Below are 17,953 nucleotides of genomic sequence, written 5' to 3'. Positions count from 1 at the left end.
GAAAACTCCTCTGTGATAAATGGCTGGATAGGAAAGAGAAGGTTGTGGTGCACGCGTATTGGGTTATCTGCATAAGGATAAGGAACAGGATGGTGTAGGTCTATATATTGCATTTAACATAATATACATTATGCGCATTAATGTAGTAACAGCACAATTATCAGGTTTAGTTCGGGCTAGACCTCATCCTTGTGGGATTCTGATAACGACACATGCCGCGGATTTTTAACGGTGAATGACGGTCATCGGCCTGAACTCATCTAAGCCACAAGACTATCGTGAAAGACATCGCGTTCTGGCGCCACTCTTTCATCACCAAAGGAAAAAGATTGCTTTTGCAGGCAGCGTGAAGCTACGTTGAATACTTTGATTTCTGGATGTGGCCTTCTCTTATAAATACGGAAAACCTCCAAATGACTGATGCACATCAGGATGGCGCAATGATTAACCGGTCTGCCAGAAATAGCTGGTTGATCATTTCCGCCCGTTTTATCTCTGACTTCGGCGCATTTCTAAACATGGTGGCGTTATCCACCTATGTTTACTTGCTAAGCCAAAGCGTGACGCAAGTAAGTATTTTTCTGGCCTGTCGCGTCACCGGGGGAATCTTAGCAAGCCTGTTTGGCGTCCCTTACTTCAGACGCTTTACCGGGCGCTTGCCCCTGGTAATACTGGATATTCTTCGCGCTGCGCTGCTGGCATTATTGTTAATTTTCCCTTCTTCCGTACAACTTTATCTTTTACCTTTTATCGCTCTGGGAATTGGTATAGGTAATTCCATGTTCGCAATTGGGTTAAACAGCCAATTGCCCTCTTGGGTGGATGATTCCCGCCGGGTTGCAACGAATGCCTGGTTGACGTCGGCCTCTGCGACAGGTGCTGTGACGGGCAGTATGGTGTCAGGTATATTGCTGGCTACAAACGGTTATGAGCTGGTATTCGTCACCAATATTGTCACTTATCTCCTGGCCGGTTTATGTATTCTGCCTTTACGCTTTCTGATTATCCCGGCGGGAGCCGAGATAAAAAATCAGCGTAAAGAGTGGCGTGATCTTGTTAAGGGGCTACGGGCGGCACCGCTGATGGCTGGAATGTTGCTGATAACAATGGCTGATACTCTCGGTAGTGCTGCCCATAACGTCGGCTTTCCAGTCATTTCAGAGCTTCTGACGTCGGCATCGCCAGGCAAAACCATGGGTCTTCTGCTGGCGGTCTGGGCCGGTGGGAAATTTGCAGGTGCAAGATCGTCGAATTATTTTCTGCTTAAGCGAGGGATACCAGCTGAGCGTCTATTTTTTTATGGTGTGGCCTTAATGTCCCTGGGATTTATTTTAACTTTCCAGCAAAATACCGTTTCTCTGGCATTATTTTTTATTTTCTTTGCGGGTATTGGAGATGGACTTGCGGATGTGAGTCTGATTTTACGAATTCAAAGTGAAGTTGAATCTTTACGGCTACCTGTTTTTAGTTTGATGACTCTGTTACAGATGACAGGTTTCGGTGTTGGAATGCTGATAGTCGCCCCCTTTTATATCTGGCTAGCCCCCTCGTTGGTCATTATTATTTTTCATGGCATCCCATTACTGACGTTGATCTTCGTATGGCTATACAGCCGACGTGGACACGCCTCACGTTAGACAGGAATTGCCAGCGACACTGAACAATAAAAAGCCGTAAGCAGCTTCCCGCTTACGGCGACAGGATCGGTGATGACCTGTTATGGCGATCAGGCAGCCTTAACTGCTCTGATTTTTTTACTGCCATCTGCATCTGACTCTGCTTTATCTGTTGCAGTTGCGGCATTAAGATCAGGAACCTTGCTGGTACGCAGAATATGCTGCACGGCCTCTTTCTGCTCGGCAAGAAACAGCCCAAGATTCTCAGCCTGCGTTTCATCCATCTGCATTTCGCTTTGCAACAGCCAGTCGGTGAACGCTTCTGCCATGTCCAGCAGTTTGTCGTGAGCGTCAGCCTCTTTCTTACTGGCAAATGTCATTTTCTCTTCACCTTTTCTTACGACAACAAATTTTGTTTCAACAGCCATCATATGCCCCCTATACTGTAATTATATACAGTATAGCAGTTTCGGATGAGTGTTGCAGCCAAAATGTGCTCACGTATGACGGCATGGTGCGACTCCCGGCCGCACGGTTATTATGAATCCTGCAAGCGTGCCAACATTCTGACCCGGCAGGCATAAATAATCGCGCACAACAGCAGACTCAGTAATGCGGTGCAGATAAATACCCCCGCTCCGGTCATGGCCAACATCACGCCACCGATCAACGGCCCGGCAGCGATCCCTAGCGTCGTCAAGGTCGAGGCCCCCAGATAGGCACCGCGATGCTCTGCCGGTGCCAACTGATCGAGCAGAATGTTCAGGTTCGGCATCAGAATCGCCTCCCCCATGCTGAACACGGCGGTCACCGTCAGCCAGGCCCAAACTTCCGTCGAACGGGTGGCAAACATGCAGAGCTGCGACAAAGCGAAAATTAATCCCCCTATAAGAATGCGTCCCGGCAGGCCGATCTGCGCCAGAAACCGCATAATAAAGCTCTGGAACACCAGCACGGTACAGGCATTGGTAACCAGTATCAGGGTAATCAGCTTAACCGCCGCATTGCTATCCAGTAACATCAGGTACTGGGGTAATACGGCTTCGTAATGGATGAAAACAATGCTGCACAATATGCTGCACAGCAGTGCCGCAATGTAGATTCTGTCCCTGGCGATAATTCCCATTACCTGGTGCAGTTTAACCGCCGGCGCGTCACCGCCCTGCTGTTCGCCCAGCAGTTTTCCCGCCGGGATAAACAGCAGCACGTAGACAAAAAACGGCAGATAGGTCAGTCCGGTGATCAGAAACGTCCCCTTCTGAGATGTCAGACCAAAGACTAACCCCACCAGCGGGCCAAACACTGCCGCGACGTTGATCAGGTAGTAGCGCATCTGGAGCGCAAGCGCGCGGCGGCGGCGATCGCCCAGCAAATCACTCATGAGTGCACGCACAGGAGGATCAACCCATGCAAAGCAAACGCCGATGATCATCAGGCCGGTAATAAACAGCCCCATCCCGGTAGCCTGCGCCAGCGTGATATAACCCACGGCGGAAAAACCACAGCCCAGCAAAAGAATTATCCGGCGTCCCAGCCGGTCCGAAATCTGCCCGCCATACATACCGAGTACCACCGACAACAGCGCGCTGCTGGTCATCGCCACGCCAATAGCAATCGGCGACATATGATAATTCTGCGTCATGATTACGGCGATAAAGGGCCATGCCATAAAATAGCTGAAGCGGATAACGAAGGTAAAAAAGAGTAGCGTATGAACAGTCGCCGGGAAGGTTTTAAGCGTCTGAAAGAGACCCGGTGCCGCACTAACTTCAGCGGCGGGTTTAATCGTCATAAGTCATCCTAATGATTATATTTATTAACATATAAAATCGCTATGCACTATAAGCAACTAAATATTAATAAGATTTTTTAACGACAACCGCAATGCAAATGTTAAATAAATGTTTAATTTACCAACTTATGACGTGAGGGCTATTTGTCGCAGAGAAATATAAGGGAAAGAAGGATTGAAGAGACATAATGCGAAAGTTAATACTAAAATCACCGGCAGCTCGTTGCAGGCTGCCGGTCTGAGAAACTTTAAAATCTGTTGGCGTCGTCCCCACCAGCAAAACAGTCTTCGTCCAGCGTCAGGCTACCTATTTTATGCACCGGGCCACACATGCTGACCTGAAACTCATCACCGAAGGTGATTTGCAGTTGCCCACCCGGCATATTCACGCTGACAGCGTTATCAACCCGACCTAATTTGCGCATGACGCTGGCCGCCGCGCAGCTGCTGCTACCGGATGCCATAGTAAAACCGGCGCCCCGCTCCCAGATGCCAATACGCAGCGTATTGCGATCAACAACCTCCACCAGCTGAACATTGGTGCGTTTGGGAAACAAGGGATGATTTTCAATCTGCGGCCCTAAACGGTGAACCAGCGCCAGATCGAGCTTATCCACCAGCACAACACAGTGAGGATTGCCCATGGAGACCAGCGACACCAGAAGAGTTTCGTCCGCCAGCTTCAGGGGATAATTCAGCGCTTCGGGTTGTTCAACCAGGGCCGGCAATGCCGCCGGACTGAAGTTAGCCCGTCCCATCTCCACCGTAATCTGATGCGGATCTTCATGGACCCGGCAATGGACGTCCCCACCCGCGGTATGCACTAAAAAGGGCGCGTGTCCGACGCGGCTGATATCAAAAAGATAACGGGCATAGATGCGCAGACCGTTACCGCTTTTTTCGGCTTCTGAACCATCCGGATTGATAATTCGCAATGTGGGATCATGCCGATCGCCACTGTCAACCAGCAGACCGTCAGAGCCTAACCCATAGTGCCGATGGCATATGAGACGAATCTGCTCGATGCTCAACTGCTCTGCGACAGAACGATGGCACACCAGGTAATCATTACCGAGTCCGTGATATTTATGGAATAACAAAGAAGTCATGGATTGCGTTCTGAATTTGATTATTTAACAAATACATTACCGTATTTTTCATTCCGCAGGACAAAAAAAGTGAACGCTGTTTTCGTTCATGTTCAATGAAACTATTCAGCACGATTAAGGGGGCCAGGCCCCCTGACCGTTACAATGCCTTATTGGTAAACAGCGGTACGTTGCAGGATGTAGAAATGTGATCCAAATAGCCGCGCAGCGCCTCTGTATACGGGAAACCTTTCACAATCGTCAGCGAATTGAGAACCGGGAAGAGATAAAAATCCGTGATGCTGACAGGATTTCGGGCGCTCATATACGCCTCGATTTTACTGAGCGACCCCGACAGCGTATCGATGTACGTCTGGCTATTGGCCATTAACGCATCCAGATCGCCAAACGCCTTAATCTCGCGCTGGGTATAGGCTTCTCGCGCGGCTGGCGTGGAGAGCTCTTTAAAATCGGCGCGGGTGAAACGCGGGATCGCAAGGTTAAATACGGCGCGGGTATTCTCTTTGCACCAGGCTTCAATCGCCGGGTCGCATTCCCCTTCAATAACCGGAGCGCCGTCAAGCTGGTCAACGTAGTGAACGATATCCATGCTTTCCGGCATGTAGACGCCCTCTTCTTTCTGCAGGATCGGCACGACCTTTCTACCCACCATGCGGGTTGGCGTTTCGACATCGCCTTCCATAATTACACCCAGCTCGACAGGCACCTTTTTAAGACCAAAGATCATTCGCGCACGGATACAGAATGGGCAATGCTCATACACATATAGTTTCATAGCGTTCTCTTTTCAACATAACGGGATGACTCCACACAGCATCTGGTAAATCGGGTCAAGGTTTCCAGACTAAATTTGGTAGGGTTGGTGTTATCCACCAGCAGACTATTCCCCTTCCCCCCCTGAGATCAGATTCGCCGAAACTGATTAACGACCACCATCCCGACGAGCATAGCCAAAACAAACAGCAGCCCCTTCCCGACGCCCGCCCCCAACAATATCAGGGACGGCCCGGGACAAATGCCCGCCAGCCCCCAGCCCAGGCCAAACAGGATCGCCCCCACCAGCAGCGCGCGGTCTACGGCGTTATTCTTCGGCAGCAGGATGGGCACTCCGCAAAACGCCCTTTCTCTGCCTTTGACCAGTGCAAAACCGACTATCCCCACCGCAATCGCCCCTATCATCACGAAGGCAAGAGAGGGATCCCAGGCCTGAGAAAGGTCAAGAAACCCCAGCACCTTTTCCGGGTTTGCCATGCCGCTTATCAGCAAACCCACGCCAAAAATCAGGCCACACAGAAATGCGCTAATTATCATTATCAGTCCTCCTAACCCAGCCAGAATCCGGTCAGCGTTGCGGTAGCAATGCCGACAGCCATAAAGGTCAGCGTGGCGACCAGAGAGCGCTTAGAAAAACGCGACAGGCCGCAGACGCCATGCCCACTGGTACACCCGGAGCCCAGACGCGAGCCGATGCCGACCAGCAAACCGGCAACAGTAATCATCGGCCATGAGGTTGGAACGTTAATGTCCGGTAAGGGGAAAAACAGGGAGAACAGCAGCGGCGAGCCAATCAGACCAGCCAAAAAAGCCATCCGCCACCCTTCTGTTCGGGTCTGTTTCGTCAGCATTCCCGCCACAATGCCGCTGATCCCGGCAATGCGCCCGCAAAAGTGAATCAGCAGTATGGCAGCGAGCCCGATTAATACCCCGCCGCCGAGGCTGCTCAGGGGCGTAAAGTGAGAGAAATCAATCGTCATGGTCGACTCCTGCCTGTGGGCAATAGAGGTCATATAAGGTGTTGAGCAGCGTGAAGATCCGCGGATCCTCAATCCGGTAAAAAATCTGTTTGCCTGTGCGCCGGGTCTCCACCAGCTTTAAGCGCCGCAGTACCCCCAGCTGCTGGGACAACGTAGGCTGGTGTATCCCCACCGCCTCTTCAAGCTGCGCAACGCTCGCTTCCCCCTGGCTTAACTGGCACATCAGCAGCAGCCTGTCGGCATTGGACAAACCGCGCAAAATCTCCGCGGCACCCAGCGCCGCCTGTTTCATGGCATCCTGAATATCAGTATCGGTCACTGTAGTCATGGTTTCCATCCATCAATATACAATTTTATATAATGTATTTTAGTATATTGTATGTTGGGCCATGCTGCAAAAAAAAACGGCAGGGATCCTCAGATCCCTGCCGTTTGGTTGGGTCAGACTGGGTTAGAACTGATAGCTGATACCGGCCTGTACGCTGGCATCGTTATCCACATCACCCGTACCGAAGTACACTCCGGTGTTAACGGAGAAGTTGTTACCGATGGTGGTATTAATACCCGCCCCGAAGATACCCATTGAGGTGTTATGACCGTCGGTGTTGTGATAATCCGCCGCTTTGATGTCGGTATTATCGCTAAACTCGGTCTGGTAACGGGCATCGGCCCATGGGTAGAGCTCGACGTTCTTGTTGAGATCCGCGAGCTTAGTGGTCACGTGCATACCGACGCTGGTATTCCACTGCGAAACCTGGTTATCGCTGAAGGTCAGCTCTTTGTCAGAGAAGCCTTTCTCCTCTGCTTTATCCCAGCCTAAAGTCGCATATGGCTGGAGGACGGTCTCACCCGGCAGCATCACGTTGACACCGGTACGCAGCTGGGTGGTGTACAGGTTACCATCCGCGGAGCCGCTTAATGCTTCGGTCATGCCGCTGGTGTCTTCTTTGCTGTTTTTCGCCGACATTGAGTAACGCATATCGCCGTAGCTGAAGCTGCCGTCAACGAACATACCCCACAGGTTGTCGTGCAGCGCCTGCTGCCAGCCGGCATAAACGCTGTAGTAGTTGCCATAGACGGTATCGTTGAAGCTGTTAGCGCCGCCGCTGTTGCTCTGGTCGCGGCTGCGGGTCCAGCCCAGCGCCACACCGCCGGTCAGGCTGTCGCCGTTTGTCAGGTGGGTCGTCCAGTCAACGCCGCCCTGCACGCCCTGGGTGATGTCCTGGTAATCAACGTCATCGCTGTAATCCCCATGGTGATAGAGGAAGTCGCCCCAGAGTTGCGCCCCATCCGCCGTGTGGCCATACAGATTTTGCAGGTGAACCTGATCCAGACGGTTTGCCAGATCGTCCGTAATCATGCGGCCTGCCTGCTTGGCGGCATCCAGACCGGCAATCGCCCCCTGGACATCGCTGGCCAGTTCACCGCGCGAGCTGTCGAGCAGTACGTTGTAAGCATTCGGTGTGGCAGTCAGCCCGGCACGTTTACTCAGCTGTGCCGCCTGCTCAATGGTCAGGGAATCATTGTAGTTGTAAGCGCCGCTGCGGCTTTCAACCTGCTGTGAACCGTTGCTGAACTGGGCTTCAACGGCATCGGCCGGGTTACCGGTGGTAGAGAATGTCGCGATCTGAACGTTTTTCTGGTTCAGGGTAGACGGGGAAATCTGGGTTACCGTCAGGTTGTTGTTGGTCCCGGTGACGTTACCAAAATCAACGGTGCTGTCGGAGGTCATTGCCACCTGGACATTGCTGCCGGTGGTTTCGGCCACTAAACGGGAGCCATTCTGGATAGTCCAGCCGGTATTGTCGTTTAACTTATCGATGTCGATATTGTTATCCGAGGTGGTGTTTACCGTTTCAAATCCGCTGATCTGGCCGGTGATGGAGCTGCTGGCATCCATCGACAGCTCATCGGTGCCGGTACCTGCATCCACGTTACCGGTGACAGAGGAGTTATTGGCCAGCACGACCGTGTCATCTCCCGCTCCGGTCGTAATATTGCCGTTGACGGTAGCGTTATTCAGATTCACCGTGGTGTTACTTTCATCGGCGGTAATAATGTTGCCGTTCAGGGTGCTGCTGTCGAGGGAGATCTGCGCCGTAGAGGAGCCATTCCCGACAACCGCAACAGAGCCATTCACCGTAGTGCCGTTGGTCAACGCAATAGTGGATGCCTGCTGACCATAGATACCCATCGCAATTGTTTGCCCCTGAAGCGCCGAGGTAATAGTTGCTGCATCCGCGTTGCCTGCATAGGCCCCTTCGAAATAGCCCTGCAACGTCGCGTTAGTTTCATTTGCCGTCACGGTACTGTTATCAACGCTAATGGTGTTGTTGCTGTTAGTGAAAGCATAAATAGCGCCGTTAACGGTGCTGTTCCCGGCAACATTAATGGTGTTATCCCCGCCGGTCACGGTATAAATAGCGCCGCCAAGGGTACTGCCATTTTCGATATTAACGGTGTTGGTACCCTCATTGGCACCGGAGTCAACAAAAATAGCCGCCCCACCCATATAGGTTTTCGCATGCGATGCCGCACCGTAGATGAGGTTGTCATTCTCTCCGGTCAGCGTGGAATTATTGATATCAATGTTAAAGCTGCCGTTATCACCCGGCTTGTTGTTGCCACCCTCAATCATGTCGGTGGTCGCGCCGTTCTGCAGGGTAATATTTTTGGTACCACCATAATTAGCCTGAATAAACGTCCCGCTCATGTCGGTACCGTCTACGGTCAGTGACTGAGTATCTTCCTGTTTGTTATCCCACAGATAGATAGCGTCATTGCCGTTGCCGGTGCTGTTGGTATTGGCATCATTGGTATAAGCGGAGCCATTATCATTAACAGCCCAGGTCTCGGTGCCATTAGGACCATGATAATTTGTACTCTTGAATCCGCAGGTGCTGGTTGGCGCATCGGCTGGAGAGCAGTCCGCTGCTAAGGCATAGCCGGAAAAAGCAGTCAGAGAGAACAGGATGCATTGTGATAACAAGGTACGGCGAGTTTTATAGCGCATTTTTATATCCCTAAGATGATTCTGATAAACAATCGATCGAAGAGATTCTTACGCAATAAAAACCAATTAAGAATAGTCTTGCCGCCTGCTATTTGTAATATTAATTTCACGCGCGCCATTTTAATAAAAATCTAAAACCCAGCGTAATCAGTGTGTTTTTTATATTAATAGATTCATGTAATGAATGGTTTCGATCGCTTATTCAACACCTGACGCCGCCATAGCCCCCCATTTTTATATATCCCCCTTAGTGATTATAAACATGCAAGAACGAGGAGCGTCAGAGCGCTAAAAATAATGTTTAGGATACTAACATTTTGTTTCATTGGCGGGAGAAAGATGCAGCTCCCGCCCGAAGGTTATATTTTCAGTTCAGGAACAAGGGCTTTTTTGTCCGACATGCAGGTTTGCCACGCCTTGCCCGGCTCGTCATTATCCAGCACCGAGGAGGTTCGATATTCCACCGTGCGGGTGCGCTGGTCAGACGCCACGTACTCTATGGTCGTCCAGCGGGTATTGGCATCCTTCCCTTCAGCGGTGAGTTCGATGGTCTGGTTTTTCACAATTTCGGCGCATTCGCTTGCCGCGGCCTCTACTTTGCGAAACTTTTTCTCTTCGGGGGACGTGCCCTCATTGGACATACACCCGGTAAACAGCACACAGGCGAGAGATAACAGGCTGATTTTTTGCAGCATCACGCAGTCCTTTTGTTAAACAAGCATTAGCTGAAGCGTAGCCTATGCAGCTGCGCTCTTCCTGGCTTTAACGGAGCTGCTTGATGTTGGCATCAATTTGCTTTTGCATGGTATGCCGGGTAGCCGGGGTAATTTTGCCCGGAAGCAGTGCTTCGGCATAAACGGAAAATCCACTGGCGACATCGGCAATGCTCGCAATCAGCCGGTTAACCTGCGTTTCACTGAGATCCGCCTCCTGGGTGCCCAACCACAGCAGATGCTGTTTATTAATATTTAACGCCTCGCCCATAATATCCATCTGGTGGTATCCGCCTGGGCCTTCGTTCCAGGTGACATTAAACGCAGGCGCCAGCGACCATGTCCCTTCGGCAGACATTAAATACGCGAAATTTTTTGGGTGATCGTCGCGGTTATTGAATATGACGTTAAAGACAACCCGGGCAAAGGCGCGCGCTTTCTCTCGCACATCGTTGGTACAGAACTGCGTGGCGCGCAGGCAAACCTAACTGGTGAGCGGGAAAATTTTGTCGCAGCTTGTCACCCTTAAGAGGAAGACTAAACGCAGATAATTCAAAACCTTTTTCCAGCGCCTGCGAGCTGTATTCGAAGAAGATCAGCGGCCGCCCGGTCAGTGCGGTGGTGGTCGCCAGCGTTCCCCACAACCAGCGTTCACCCCAGCCCTCGTAATAAACCTCTACGCGATCAGGCATCATGACTCCTTTTCCTTATGCGCTGGCGGGACGCGCTGGCTTCGAAGCGCTGAAGATCGTCCAGGCTCTCGAGCTGCGGCTGAAACAGGTTCTCCAGCTCAGGGGTAAGACCCAACACCATCGCCACACGAACCACAACTTCAAAGCCGACGTTGCGCCCCGCCTCCAGATTTGAAACCGTGTTCACCCCCACGCCAGCCCGTTGCGCCAGTTCGGCCTGGGTAAACTGGCGGCGAATGCGCTCCTGGCGTAATCGCTCGCACAGCAACTTAACGATCTCATCAGGCTTTTTGAAGTTTAAATCCATTATTTTGCACCTTAACCGCGATTTTTGGCGTTAACACACAATATTATAGAGTTACCCTCGTCGTTTCGCTATCAGCCATAAATCACAAAATAAGAGAATTAACACGAAGAATCAGGATTAAATAACATAATGCTGGAGTTAAGCGAGTCAGGCTTTCACAACCGAAACCCCCTGCTGACTCACTGCATCCACCCAGCGGCTGTCGGTATCCGGTTCAACCACCAGGGTGTTGATCAGCGAAAGCTCGCCGATCGTGAAGGACGATGCGGTATTAATTTTTTCCGGCGAGGCCAGCACCACCGTTTCTGCGGCTCTGCCGGAAAATGCCCGTTTGATGCACGCTTCTTCATAATCTCCCGTGGTTAACCCGGCCTCAGGGTGGATCCCGGTCACTCCCATGAAAAACAGATCGGCATGGATATGCGCAATGCCTTCAATAGCCGCGGCGCCGACCGTGACAACCGAGTGGCGGAACAGGCGTCCGCCGATCAGGATCACCTCTACCCGGGGATAGTCCACCAGCGCCAGGGCAATGCCCGGGCTGTGGGTCACCGCCGTGAAAGGCAGATCCGCAGGCAGGCAGCGCACCAGCTCGGCGGTGGTGGTCCCGCCGTCGATAATCACCACCTGGCCGGGCGAGATCAGTTCGACGCCCTTCTTCGCCACCCGCTTTTTCGCCTCGATGCCCAGATGGCTCCGCTCGGCAAAGCTGGAGACCGCCTTTGATGCCGGCAACGCGCCGCCGTGTACCCGTTGTAAACGCCCCTCGGCGGCCAGCTCGCGCAAATCCCGACGAATGGTGTCTTCCGACACGTCAAATTCCAGGCTGAGGGTTTTGGATAACACTTGCCCCTCGGAACTCAGTTTTTCGAGGATCAGCTGTTTGCGTTGACGAGTGAGCATGGGACGGTTCCTGAGGCTGCATGTTTGATCTTGATATTGCACGAACGTGCGGTTTATGATGCCTACTCTACGTAAACAGGAGGCACCGTGCAATCAAATCGTGCAGAAGTACGCATTCTCGATAGCCAGACGTTGTCAGATGACTGGTACACACTAAAAAAATACACCTTCGATGTGCGCCGCCGTAACGGGGAGTGGCAGCGCCAGAACCGTGAAGCCTATGATCGGGGGAACGGCGCCACGATCCTGCTCTACAACCGTGAGAAACGAACGGTGATCCTCACCCGTCAGTTTCGTTTTCCGGTGTACATCAACGGTCACGACGGCTATCTGATTGAAGCCGCTGCCGGGTTGCTCGATAACATGGCGCCGGAAAAGCGCATCAAGGCCGAAGCGGAAGAAGAGACCGGGTATCAAATTGACCATGTGGAGAAAGTCTTTGAGGCCTTTATGAGCCCCGGTTCGGTCACCGAGAAACTCTACTTTTACATCGCGGAGTATCGCCCTGGCGATCGCACCGGCGAGGGTGGCGGCATTGAGGCCGAAGGTGAAGATATTGAAGTGCTGGAGTGGCCCATAGAACAGGCTTTGCAGGCCATTGATAACGGCCTGATTGTCGATGGCAAAACCATTATGCTGCTGTATCACGTTGCCCTGAAGGGGATCTTCTAGCCTAATCGCGCCGACAGAAACGGATTTCTGTCATCCCGCAAACCGCATCATCTACACTTCTGAAAAGAGCAAACCGGAGATGCCTGCATGACCGACTGGAACCCCGCCCTGTATCTGCAATACGGCGCTGAACGCACCCGCCCCGCCTTAGAACTCCTTTCCCGCATTGCGCTTGACGAGGTCACCGATGTCGTCGATCTGGGCTGCGGGCCGGGCAACAGCACGGCGCTGCTCCAGCAGCGCTGGCCCTCGGCGCGTATCACCGGAGTCGATACCTCGCCCGCGATGCTGGTGGAGGCCAGAGCCGCGCTGCCGGGCTGCCGGTTTATAGAGGCCGATATTCGCCACTATCGCCCGGAACAGGCTCTGAGCGTGATCTACGCCAACGCTTCGTTGCAGTGGGTTGAGAACCATTACGACCTGCTGCCGCATCTGGTTTCGCTGCTGAAGCTGCACGGCGTGCTGGCGATCCAGATGCCGGATAACGATCTGGAGCCGACGCACGTGCTGATGCGGGAGGTGGCCTTTGAACAGGATTATCCGGATCGCGGCCGCGCGGCCCTGGCGGGCGTCCATGCGTATTACGATATTCTTACCGAGGCGGGATGCGAGGTGGACATCTGGCGCACCACCTATTTTCACCAGATGAGTTCGCACCAGGCGATTATTGACTGGGTGAGCGCTACCGGTCTGCGGCCCTGGCTGCGGGATCTGAACGAGAGCGAGCAACAGCGCTATCTGCATCGCTATCATCAGCTGCTGGAAGAGCAGTATCCGCTGCAGGAAAACGGGCAGATACTGCTGGCCTTCCCGCGCCTGTTTATCATTGCCAGACGCGAACCCTGATTACGCCTTCGCCTCTTTCAGCAGCTGCTGGATCACCTGCTCCTGCTTGTCGTTATTCCCCTCCCCGAAAGAGGCGTAGCGCAGCTGGCCTTTGGCATCGAAGAAGTAGTGCGCCGGCCAGTAACGATTGCCGAAGGCCGTCCAGATCTTGTAGTTGTTGTCAGTCACCACCCGGTACGGCAGTTGCCATTTGTTGATGGCCTGCTGCACCGACGCCAGCGGTTTTTCCCACGGATATTCCGGGGTATGGACGCCAATCACCACCAGTCCCTGGGCCTGATATTTATTGGCCCATTCGCGAACGTGCGGCAGCGTATGCTGACAGTTGATGCAGTCCCAGGTCCAGAAGTCGATCAGCACTACCTTACCTTTTAACGACGCCGGGCTGACCGGCTCACCGTTCAGCCATCCGGTTCCGCCTTCCAGCGACGGCATAGCGCTGGTGGTGACGGGCTGCGCCACCGGCTGAAGCCTGGGCTGAGGGGAGCTTTCCGGCACCAGCTGCAACAGCGTTTTCTCCAGCCGGTCGGCTACGCCGTTTGCCCCCTGAAAGACGCTGTTCAGACCGAAAGCGGTAAACGCCACCGACATCAGCATCGCAACCCCAGCAGCTTTGCGCAGCCCGTCCATCAGCCCAGACTTGGTTTTCAGACGCGCAATCAGCGCCTGCCCGCTAAAGCCGAGCAGCGCGAGCATGACGGCGCAGCCGCTGCCGTACGCTGCCAGCAGGCTACCGGTAGCAATCGGGTTATGGCCTGCGAGACTCAGGCTGAGAATGGCCCCCAGCACCGGCCCGGCGCACGGCGACCACAGCAGCCCGACCGCCAGCCCGGCGAGCACTGCCGAGGCGATGCCCCGGGTGCGGGTGCTCCGGGTATTGATCGCATTGCCCAGGCGTAATGCGGGCCCGGCAATGCGCTGCGCAAAGGGCGGGAAGATCAGGGCCAGCGCGGCGAGGCTCAACAACGCCAGCGCAATCCAGCGTCCGACAATCGTAGCGCTGACCACCCAGTCGCTGGCGACGGCGATCAGGCTGGCGACCAGGGTAAACATGATCACCATCCCAAACAGCATGGCGATAAGCTGGCGCTTCTGGCCGCGAAAACCGGCGAACAGCAGCGGGATGACGGGAAGCGTACAGGGGCTGAGCAGGCTGACCATCCCACCTAAAAATGCGATTAAAAGAAACATAACACACCTCACTAAAGCGGTTGGCTGCGACTATTGCAGTGAGGCTATTACAGCGTGGGGAGGTATCTGGCATGTGTGGGCAATTGGGGGGTTTGTCAGGTGGTGTATTCGTTTAGCGCCGGGATACAGTGCGGTACAAATGGCGGGTTGAGTGCGGCCTGACTGCCCGGCGGCGCTACGCTTGCCGGGCCTACAAGGGCAAAGCAAGGGTTTTGTAGGCCGGGTAAGGCGCAGCCGCCACCCGGCAATTCACATCACCGGCAAGATAATCCGTGCGCAAAGCCCGCCCTCGGGGCGGTTCGCCAGCTGTAACTGGCCGTCAAGCTGGGCGGTCAGCTGGGCGGCAATCGCCAGCCCCAGCCCCGTACCGCCGGTTTCCCGGTTGCGGGAGGATTCCACGCGGTAGAACGGCTGCAACACCGCCGCCAGCTCGTCTCCGGGAATACCCGGGCCGTTATCCTCTACGGCGATCAACACCGTTTTGTCGCGCACCGTCAGCGTCACCTCTGCGGCATCGCCAAACTTCAGGGCATTATCCAGCAAATTGGTCAGGATACGGTGCAGCGCCTGCGGACGGGTAGCAAAAGGCAAGGCGGTGCGGGCGGCAGTAAACTGCACGTTTTTACCGGTATCGGTGTAATCGCAGATCAGGGTATCGATAAAGTTATAGAGATCGACGTTGCGCACCGGCTCGGGCGAAACCCCGGATGAACGGGCGTAGTCGATCCCCTCCCGCACCAGCCGGGTCATGCTGTCCAGATCCTGGGTTAGTTTGTCGCGCAGCTCGGGCTGGTCGGCCATCTCCACCCGCAGCCGCATCCGGGTGATGGGCGTCTGTAAATCATGGGAGATAGCGGCGAGGATCTGCGCCCTCTCCTTCAGCGAGGTCTGGATCCGGGTCTGCATGGCGTTAAAGGCGCGGGCTGCATGCTGCACCTCCAGCGGGCCTTGCTCGGTGAGCATCAGTGGATTGGGGCTGGCGGGCTCAAGGGTATCGACTGCCCGGGTAAAGCGGGTAAAGGGACGCACCACCTGGCGCACCGCCAGCCAGGCGCAGATCGCCACCAGCAGCAGCTGAATAACAAACACCACCGGCAACCAGCGGGCCACCGGCGGCATCCGGGGGGTGAGATCCAGCGTCAGCGCCGAGCCGTCGCCCAGGGTCAGGTGCGCCTGAATATGCGAAACCGGCCCCGGCACCGCCGTGAAGCGCAGCGGATACCGGGTCTCCAGGCTCTCTGTTATCGTGCGGACCGCATCCCGGGAACGGGCGTCTGCGGGTGGAGCGCCCGGCTCGCCCGGGCCCAGCACATAGTGATAGTTATCCCGGTCAAGACGCGGAAGCCACTGCGCCCGCTCACTGGCGGGCAGCCGGTCAAGAATCGCCACGCTGGTGGAGACATCGTCCTGCAGATTACCCAGCATCACGTTACGCACGCTGCTCATGCGCTCGGCCATCACCAGCGCCAGGCTCAGGCCGTTGGCAAGCAACAATCCCAGCAGGACGATCAGCAGCAGACGATAATGCAGCGAACGCGGCCAAAACCTCATTCTCTGACCTCAAGAATGCTCACCGGCATCGAAAAGACATAGCCTTCACTGCGCACTGTTTTGATATACCGTGGTGAGCGTACATCCTCATTCAGACGCTGACGCACGCGGCTGACCAGCAGATCGATGGAGCGTTCGAACAGCTCCGCATCCCGGCCCTGGGTAAAATTCAGCAGCTGATCGCGGGTTAATACGCGCTGGGGATGATCGACAAACACCCGCAGCAAACGGTACTCCGCCCCGCTCAGCGCCACGATGGTGCCGGTGGCATCCAGCAGATGACGGGCGCTGGTGTCGAGCTGCCAGTCGCCGAAGGCGATGATCCGTCCGGCTTCGGTCACCTGCAGGTTGGGCGGCAACGTGCGAAAGCGGCGCAGTATCGCTTTGATCCGCGCCAGCAGCTCGCGCGCCACAAAGGGTTTGACCACATAATCGTCGGCCCCCATCTCCAGACCCAGAATGCGATCCATGTCGTCGTGGCGCGCGGTCAACATCAGTATCGGCAGATCTTTATGTTGCCCGCTGCGCAGCTGGCGGCACAGGGTGAGTCCGTCGTCGCCGGGCATCATGATATCCAGCACCACCAGATCGACCGCCTGTTTATCGAGTACGGCACGCATCTCTTTGCCGTTGGCGGCGCCGGTGGCGCGATAGCCCGACTTCAGCAGATAATCGACGACCAGCTCGCGAATATCCCGGTCGTCATCGACGACAAGTATGTGATCGGTTGTCTCCACCCTAAGCTCCTGTTTATCAGCGATTCGCCAAAAATAGCATAGTTGGCTTACAACCGATCCGCATCCACCACCGCCTTGACGAAATCCTGCGGATCTTCCTGCGCCGGATTGTGGCCGATGTTGCCGGTAAAGGTGCGATGCTGATATTTGCCGGTGAATTTCGCGGCATAGGCTTCAGGAGCCGGGTGCGGCGCACCGTTATCGTCGCCTTCGATGGTAATGGTCGGCACGCTGATGGTCGGGCCAGCCGCCAGCTTTTGTTCATAGCTGTCGTAGCGGCGTTCCCCTTTTTCGAGCCCCAGACGCCAGCGGTAGTTGCTGATAGTGACCGCCACGTGATCCGGATTATCCAGCGCTTTGGCGCTGACGTTAAAAGTGGCGTCGCTGAATTTCCAGCCGGGCGAGGCCAGAGTCCAGATCAGTTTCGCGAAGTCATGGGTGTTGGCGGCATAGCCCTTTTCACCGCGCTCGGTGGCGAAATAGAACTGATACCACCACTGTAACTCGGCCTGCGGCGGCAGCGGTTTTTCCCCTGCCTTCTGATTGCCAATCAGATACCCGCTCACCGAAACCAGCGATTTCACGCGCTCCGGCCACAGTGCCGCCACGATATCCGCCGTTCTGGCCCCCCAGTCGTAACCGGCGAAGACCGCACGTTTGATTTTCAGCGCATCCATCAGGTTAATGACGTCTTTCGCCATGGCCGCTGGCTGACCGTTGCGCGGCGTGCCCGGCGACAGAAAATGCGTCGTCCCGAACCCGCGGTTGTACGGCACAATCACCCGGTAGCCTTTTGCCGCAAGCTGAGGGGCAACCTGGGCATAGCTTTGAATGTCGTACGGCCAGCCGTGAAGCAGGATCACCGGTTCGCCGTTTTTCGGCCCGATATCGACATAGCCAATATTCAGATCGCCCGCGTCAATCTGGCGGATCTGGTTAAAAGCAGCGGCATAATCCGTGCCCGCAGCTTCGGCCTGACAGGCGGAAACGGTCGCGAAAGAGAGGGTCAGCGCCAGGGTTGAATAAGCCAGTTTGTTCATCATGGTGGTATCTCCGG

18 protein-coding genes and 1 pseudogene are annotated in these 17,953 nt (G+C 54.7%); 3 read left to right on the top strand and 16 right to left on the bottom strand.

Annotated features, from left to right (window positions below):
- Positions 1 to 413 precede the first annotated feature (413 nt).
- Positions 414 to 1,637, top strand: coding sequence for an MFS transporter (locus ACP4QI_RS10605; protein ID WP_426494679.1), 1,224 nt, complete (start codon positions 414 to 416; stop codon positions 1,635 to 1,637).
- An 89-nt stretch (positions 1,638 to 1,726) separates the two neighbouring features.
- Here the strand turns inward: ACP4QI_RS10605 and ACP4QI_RS10600 are convergent, their stop codons facing one another.
- The 12 genes and pseudogenes from ACP4QI_RS10600 to ACP4QI_RS10545 all read right to left on the bottom strand — a co-directional run bounded on the left by ACP4QI_RS10600 (position 1,727) and on the right by ACP4QI_RS10545 (position 11,899).
- Positions 1,727 to 2,044: a YebG family protein gene (locus ACP4QI_RS10600; RefSeq protein WP_142489437.1), complete on the bottom strand. Its 318-nt coding sequence runs from the start codon at positions 2,042 to 2,044 to the stop codon at positions 1,727 to 1,729.
- 110 nt (positions 2,045 to 2,154) lie between these two features.
- On the bottom strand, positions 2,155 to 3,408 hold the full coding sequence (locus ACP4QI_RS10595; RefSeq protein ID WP_426494680.1) for an MFS transporter: 1,254 nt from the start codon (positions 3,406 to 3,408) through the stop codon (positions 2,155 to 2,157).
- A 248-nt stretch (positions 3,409 to 3,656) separates the two neighbouring features.
- Positions 3,657 to 4,517 carry a diaminopimelate epimerase gene (dapF, locus tag ACP4QI_RS10590; protein WP_426494681.1) on the bottom strand — a complete coding sequence of 287 codons (861 nt, stop codon included), beginning with the start codon at positions 4,515 to 4,517 and terminating at the stop codon, positions 3,657 to 3,659.
- Positions 4,518 to 4,656: 139 nt separating this feature from the next.
- Complete coding sequence (gene grxB / locus ACP4QI_RS10585; protein WP_426494682.1) at positions 4,657 to 5,292, bottom strand: glutaredoxin 2; 636 nt, start codon at positions 5,290 to 5,292, stop codon at positions 4,657 to 4,659.
- Between the two features lie 128 nt (positions 5,293 to 5,420).
- Complete coding sequence (locus tag ACP4QI_RS10580) at positions 5,421 to 5,831, bottom strand: DUF6691 family protein (RefSeq protein WP_426494935.1); 411 nt, start codon at positions 5,829 to 5,831, stop codon at positions 5,421 to 5,423.
- An 8-nt stretch (positions 5,832 to 5,839) separates the two neighbouring features.
- Positions 5,840 to 6,271, bottom strand: a complete 432-nt coding sequence (locus ACP4QI_RS10575; RefSeq protein WP_426494683.1) for a YeeE/YedE family protein — start codon at positions 6,269 to 6,271, stop codon at positions 5,840 to 5,842.
- Positions 6,261 to 6,599 (bottom strand): ArsR/SmtB family transcription factor, encoded by a 339-nt coding sequence (locus tag ACP4QI_RS10570; RefSeq protein ID WP_142489423.1) that lies wholly within the window; start codon positions 6,597 to 6,599, stop codon positions 6,261 to 6,263. Before ACP4QI_RS10570 ends, ACP4QI_RS10575 begins: the two co-directional genes overlap by 11 nt.
- A gap of 123 nt (positions 6,600 to 6,722) precedes the next feature.
- Positions 6,723 to 9,284, bottom strand: coding sequence for an autotransporter outer membrane beta-barrel domain-containing protein (locus ACP4QI_RS10565; RefSeq protein ID WP_285112220.1), 2,562 nt, complete (start codon positions 9,282 to 9,284; stop codon positions 6,723 to 6,725).
- Between the two features lie 359 nt (positions 9,285 to 9,643).
- Positions 9,644 to 9,979 carry a hypothetical protein gene (locus ACP4QI_RS10560; protein ID WP_426494684.1) on the bottom strand — a complete coding sequence of 112 codons (336 nt, stop codon included), beginning with the start codon at positions 9,977 to 9,979 and terminating at the stop codon, positions 9,644 to 9,646.
- Positions 9,980 to 10,046: 67 nt separating this feature from the next.
- Positions 10,047 to 10,689: pseudogene (locus tag ACP4QI_RS10555) on the bottom strand (HipA domain-containing protein).
- Positions 10,682 to 10,996, bottom strand: a complete 315-nt coding sequence (locus ACP4QI_RS10550) for a helix-turn-helix domain-containing protein (RefSeq protein ID WP_197090584.1) — start codon at positions 10,994 to 10,996, stop codon at positions 10,682 to 10,684. The pseudogene ACP4QI_RS10555 and the gene ACP4QI_RS10550 overlap by 8 nt, the downstream one beginning before the upstream one ends.
- Before the next feature lie 147 nt (positions 10,997 to 11,143).
- On the bottom strand, positions 11,144 to 11,899 hold the full coding sequence (locus ACP4QI_RS10545) for a DeoR/GlpR family DNA-binding transcription regulator (RefSeq protein ID WP_156263740.1): 756 nt from the start codon (positions 11,897 to 11,899) through the stop codon (positions 11,144 to 11,146).
- An 87-nt stretch (positions 11,900 to 11,986) separates the two neighbouring features.
- Here ACP4QI_RS10545 and ACP4QI_RS10540 point away from each other — a divergent pair, with 87 nt between their 5' ends.
- Positions 11,987 to 12,571, top strand: a complete 585-nt coding sequence (locus tag ACP4QI_RS10540) for an NUDIX domain-containing protein (protein WP_231312364.1) — start codon at positions 11,987 to 11,989, stop codon at positions 12,569 to 12,571.
- 87 nt (positions 12,572 to 12,658) lie between these two features.
- Positions 12,659 to 13,417, top strand: coding sequence for a trans-aconitate 2-methyltransferase (gene tam, locus ACP4QI_RS10535; protein ID WP_156263738.1), 759 nt, complete (start codon positions 12,659 to 12,661; stop codon positions 13,415 to 13,417).
- Here tam and ACP4QI_RS10530 read toward each other — a convergent pair whose 3' ends face one another.
- The 4 genes from ACP4QI_RS10530 to ACP4QI_RS10515 form a co-directional block, all read right to left on the bottom strand.
- A complete protein-coding gene (locus ACP4QI_RS10530; RefSeq protein WP_426494685.1) occupies positions 13,418 to 14,608 on the bottom strand; it encodes a cytochrome c biogenesis protein/redoxin in 1,191 nt (396 codons plus the stop codon). It lies immediately after the preceding gene.
- 249 nt (positions 14,609 to 14,857) lie between these two features.
- On the bottom strand, positions 14,858 to 16,159 hold the full coding sequence (locus tag ACP4QI_RS10525; protein ID WP_426494686.1) for an ATP-binding protein: 1,302 nt from the start codon (positions 16,157 to 16,159) through the stop codon (positions 14,858 to 14,860).
- A complete protein-coding gene (locus tag ACP4QI_RS10520; protein WP_231312360.1) occupies positions 16,156 to 16,896 on the bottom strand; it encodes a response regulator in 741 nt (246 codons plus the stop codon). The genes ACP4QI_RS10525 and ACP4QI_RS10520 overlap by 4 nt, the downstream gene beginning before the upstream one ends.
- A gap of 47 nt (positions 16,897 to 16,943) precedes the next feature.
- Entirely contained in the window at positions 16,944 to 17,939 is a 996-nt protein-coding gene (locus ACP4QI_RS10515) for an alpha/beta fold hydrolase (RefSeq protein WP_426494687.1), read from the bottom strand.
- Between the last annotated feature and the right edge of the window lie 14 nt (positions 17,940 to 17,953).

Source organism: Leclercia sp. TB492, assembly GCF_049974505.2.
Taxonomy (GTDB): domain Bacteria; phylum Pseudomonadota; class Gammaproteobacteria; order Enterobacterales; family Enterobacteriaceae; genus Enterobacter; species Enterobacter adecarboxylatus_C.
The sequence above is the reverse complement of the archived record's forward strand: the minus strand, read 5'-3'. Positions and strand labels throughout refer to the sequence as shown.

Bases quoted from the DNA above. Each gene is read 5' to 3' on its own strand.
- ACP4QI_RS10605 (WP_426494679.1), top strand. From the start codon at position 414: ATGACTGATGCACATCAGGATGGCGCAATGATTAACCGGTCTGCCAGA.
- ACP4QI_RS10600 (WP_142489437.1), bottom strand. From the start codon at position 2,044: ATGGCTGTTGAAACAAAATTTGTTGTCGTAAGAAAAGGTGAAGAGAAA.
- ACP4QI_RS10595 (WP_426494680.1), bottom strand. From the start codon at position 3,408: ATGACGATTAAACCCGCCGCTGAAGTTAGTGCGGCACCGGGTCTCTTT.
- dapF (WP_426494681.1), bottom strand. From the start codon at position 4,517: ATGACTTCTTTGTTATTCCATAAATATCACGGACTCGGTAATGATTAC.
- grxB (WP_426494682.1), bottom strand. From the start codon at position 5,292: ATGAAACTATATGTGTATGAGCATTGCCCATTCTGTATCCGTGCGCGA.
- ACP4QI_RS10575 (WP_426494683.1), bottom strand. From the start codon at position 6,271: ATGACGATTGATTTCTCTCACTTTACGCCCCTGAGCAGCCTCGGCGGC.
- ACP4QI_RS10570 (WP_142489423.1), bottom strand. From the start codon at position 6,599: ATGACTACAGTGACCGATACTGATATTCAGGATGCCATGAAACAGGCG.
- ACP4QI_RS10565 (WP_285112220.1), bottom strand. From the start codon at position 9,284: ATGCGCTATAAAACTCGCCGTACCTTGTTATCACAATGCATCCTGTTC.
- ACP4QI_RS10560 (WP_426494684.1), bottom strand. From the start codon at position 9,979: ATGCTGCAAAAAATCAGCCTGTTATCTCTCGCCTGTGTGCTGTTTACC.
- ACP4QI_RS10550 (WP_197090584.1), bottom strand. From the start codon at position 10,996: ATGGATTTAAACTTCAAAAAGCCTGATGAGATCGTTAAGTTGCTGTGC.
- ACP4QI_RS10545 (WP_156263740.1), bottom strand. From the start codon at position 11,899: ATGCTCACTCGTCAACGCAAACAGCTGATCCTCGAAAAACTGAGTTCC.
- tam (WP_156263738.1), top strand. From the start codon at position 12,659: ATGACCGACTGGAACCCCGCCCTGTATCTGCAATACGGCGCTGAACGC.
- ACP4QI_RS10530 (WP_426494685.1), bottom strand. From the start codon at position 14,608: ATGTTTCTTTTAATCGCATTTTTAGGTGGGATGGTCAGCCTGCTCAGC.
- ACP4QI_RS10525 (WP_426494686.1), bottom strand. From the start codon at position 16,159: ATGAGGTTTTGGCCGCGTTCGCTGCATTATCGTCTGCTGCTGATCGTC.
- ACP4QI_RS10515 (WP_426494687.1), bottom strand. From the start codon at position 17,939: ATGATGAACAAACTGGCTTATTCAACCCTGGCGCTGACCCTCTCTTTC.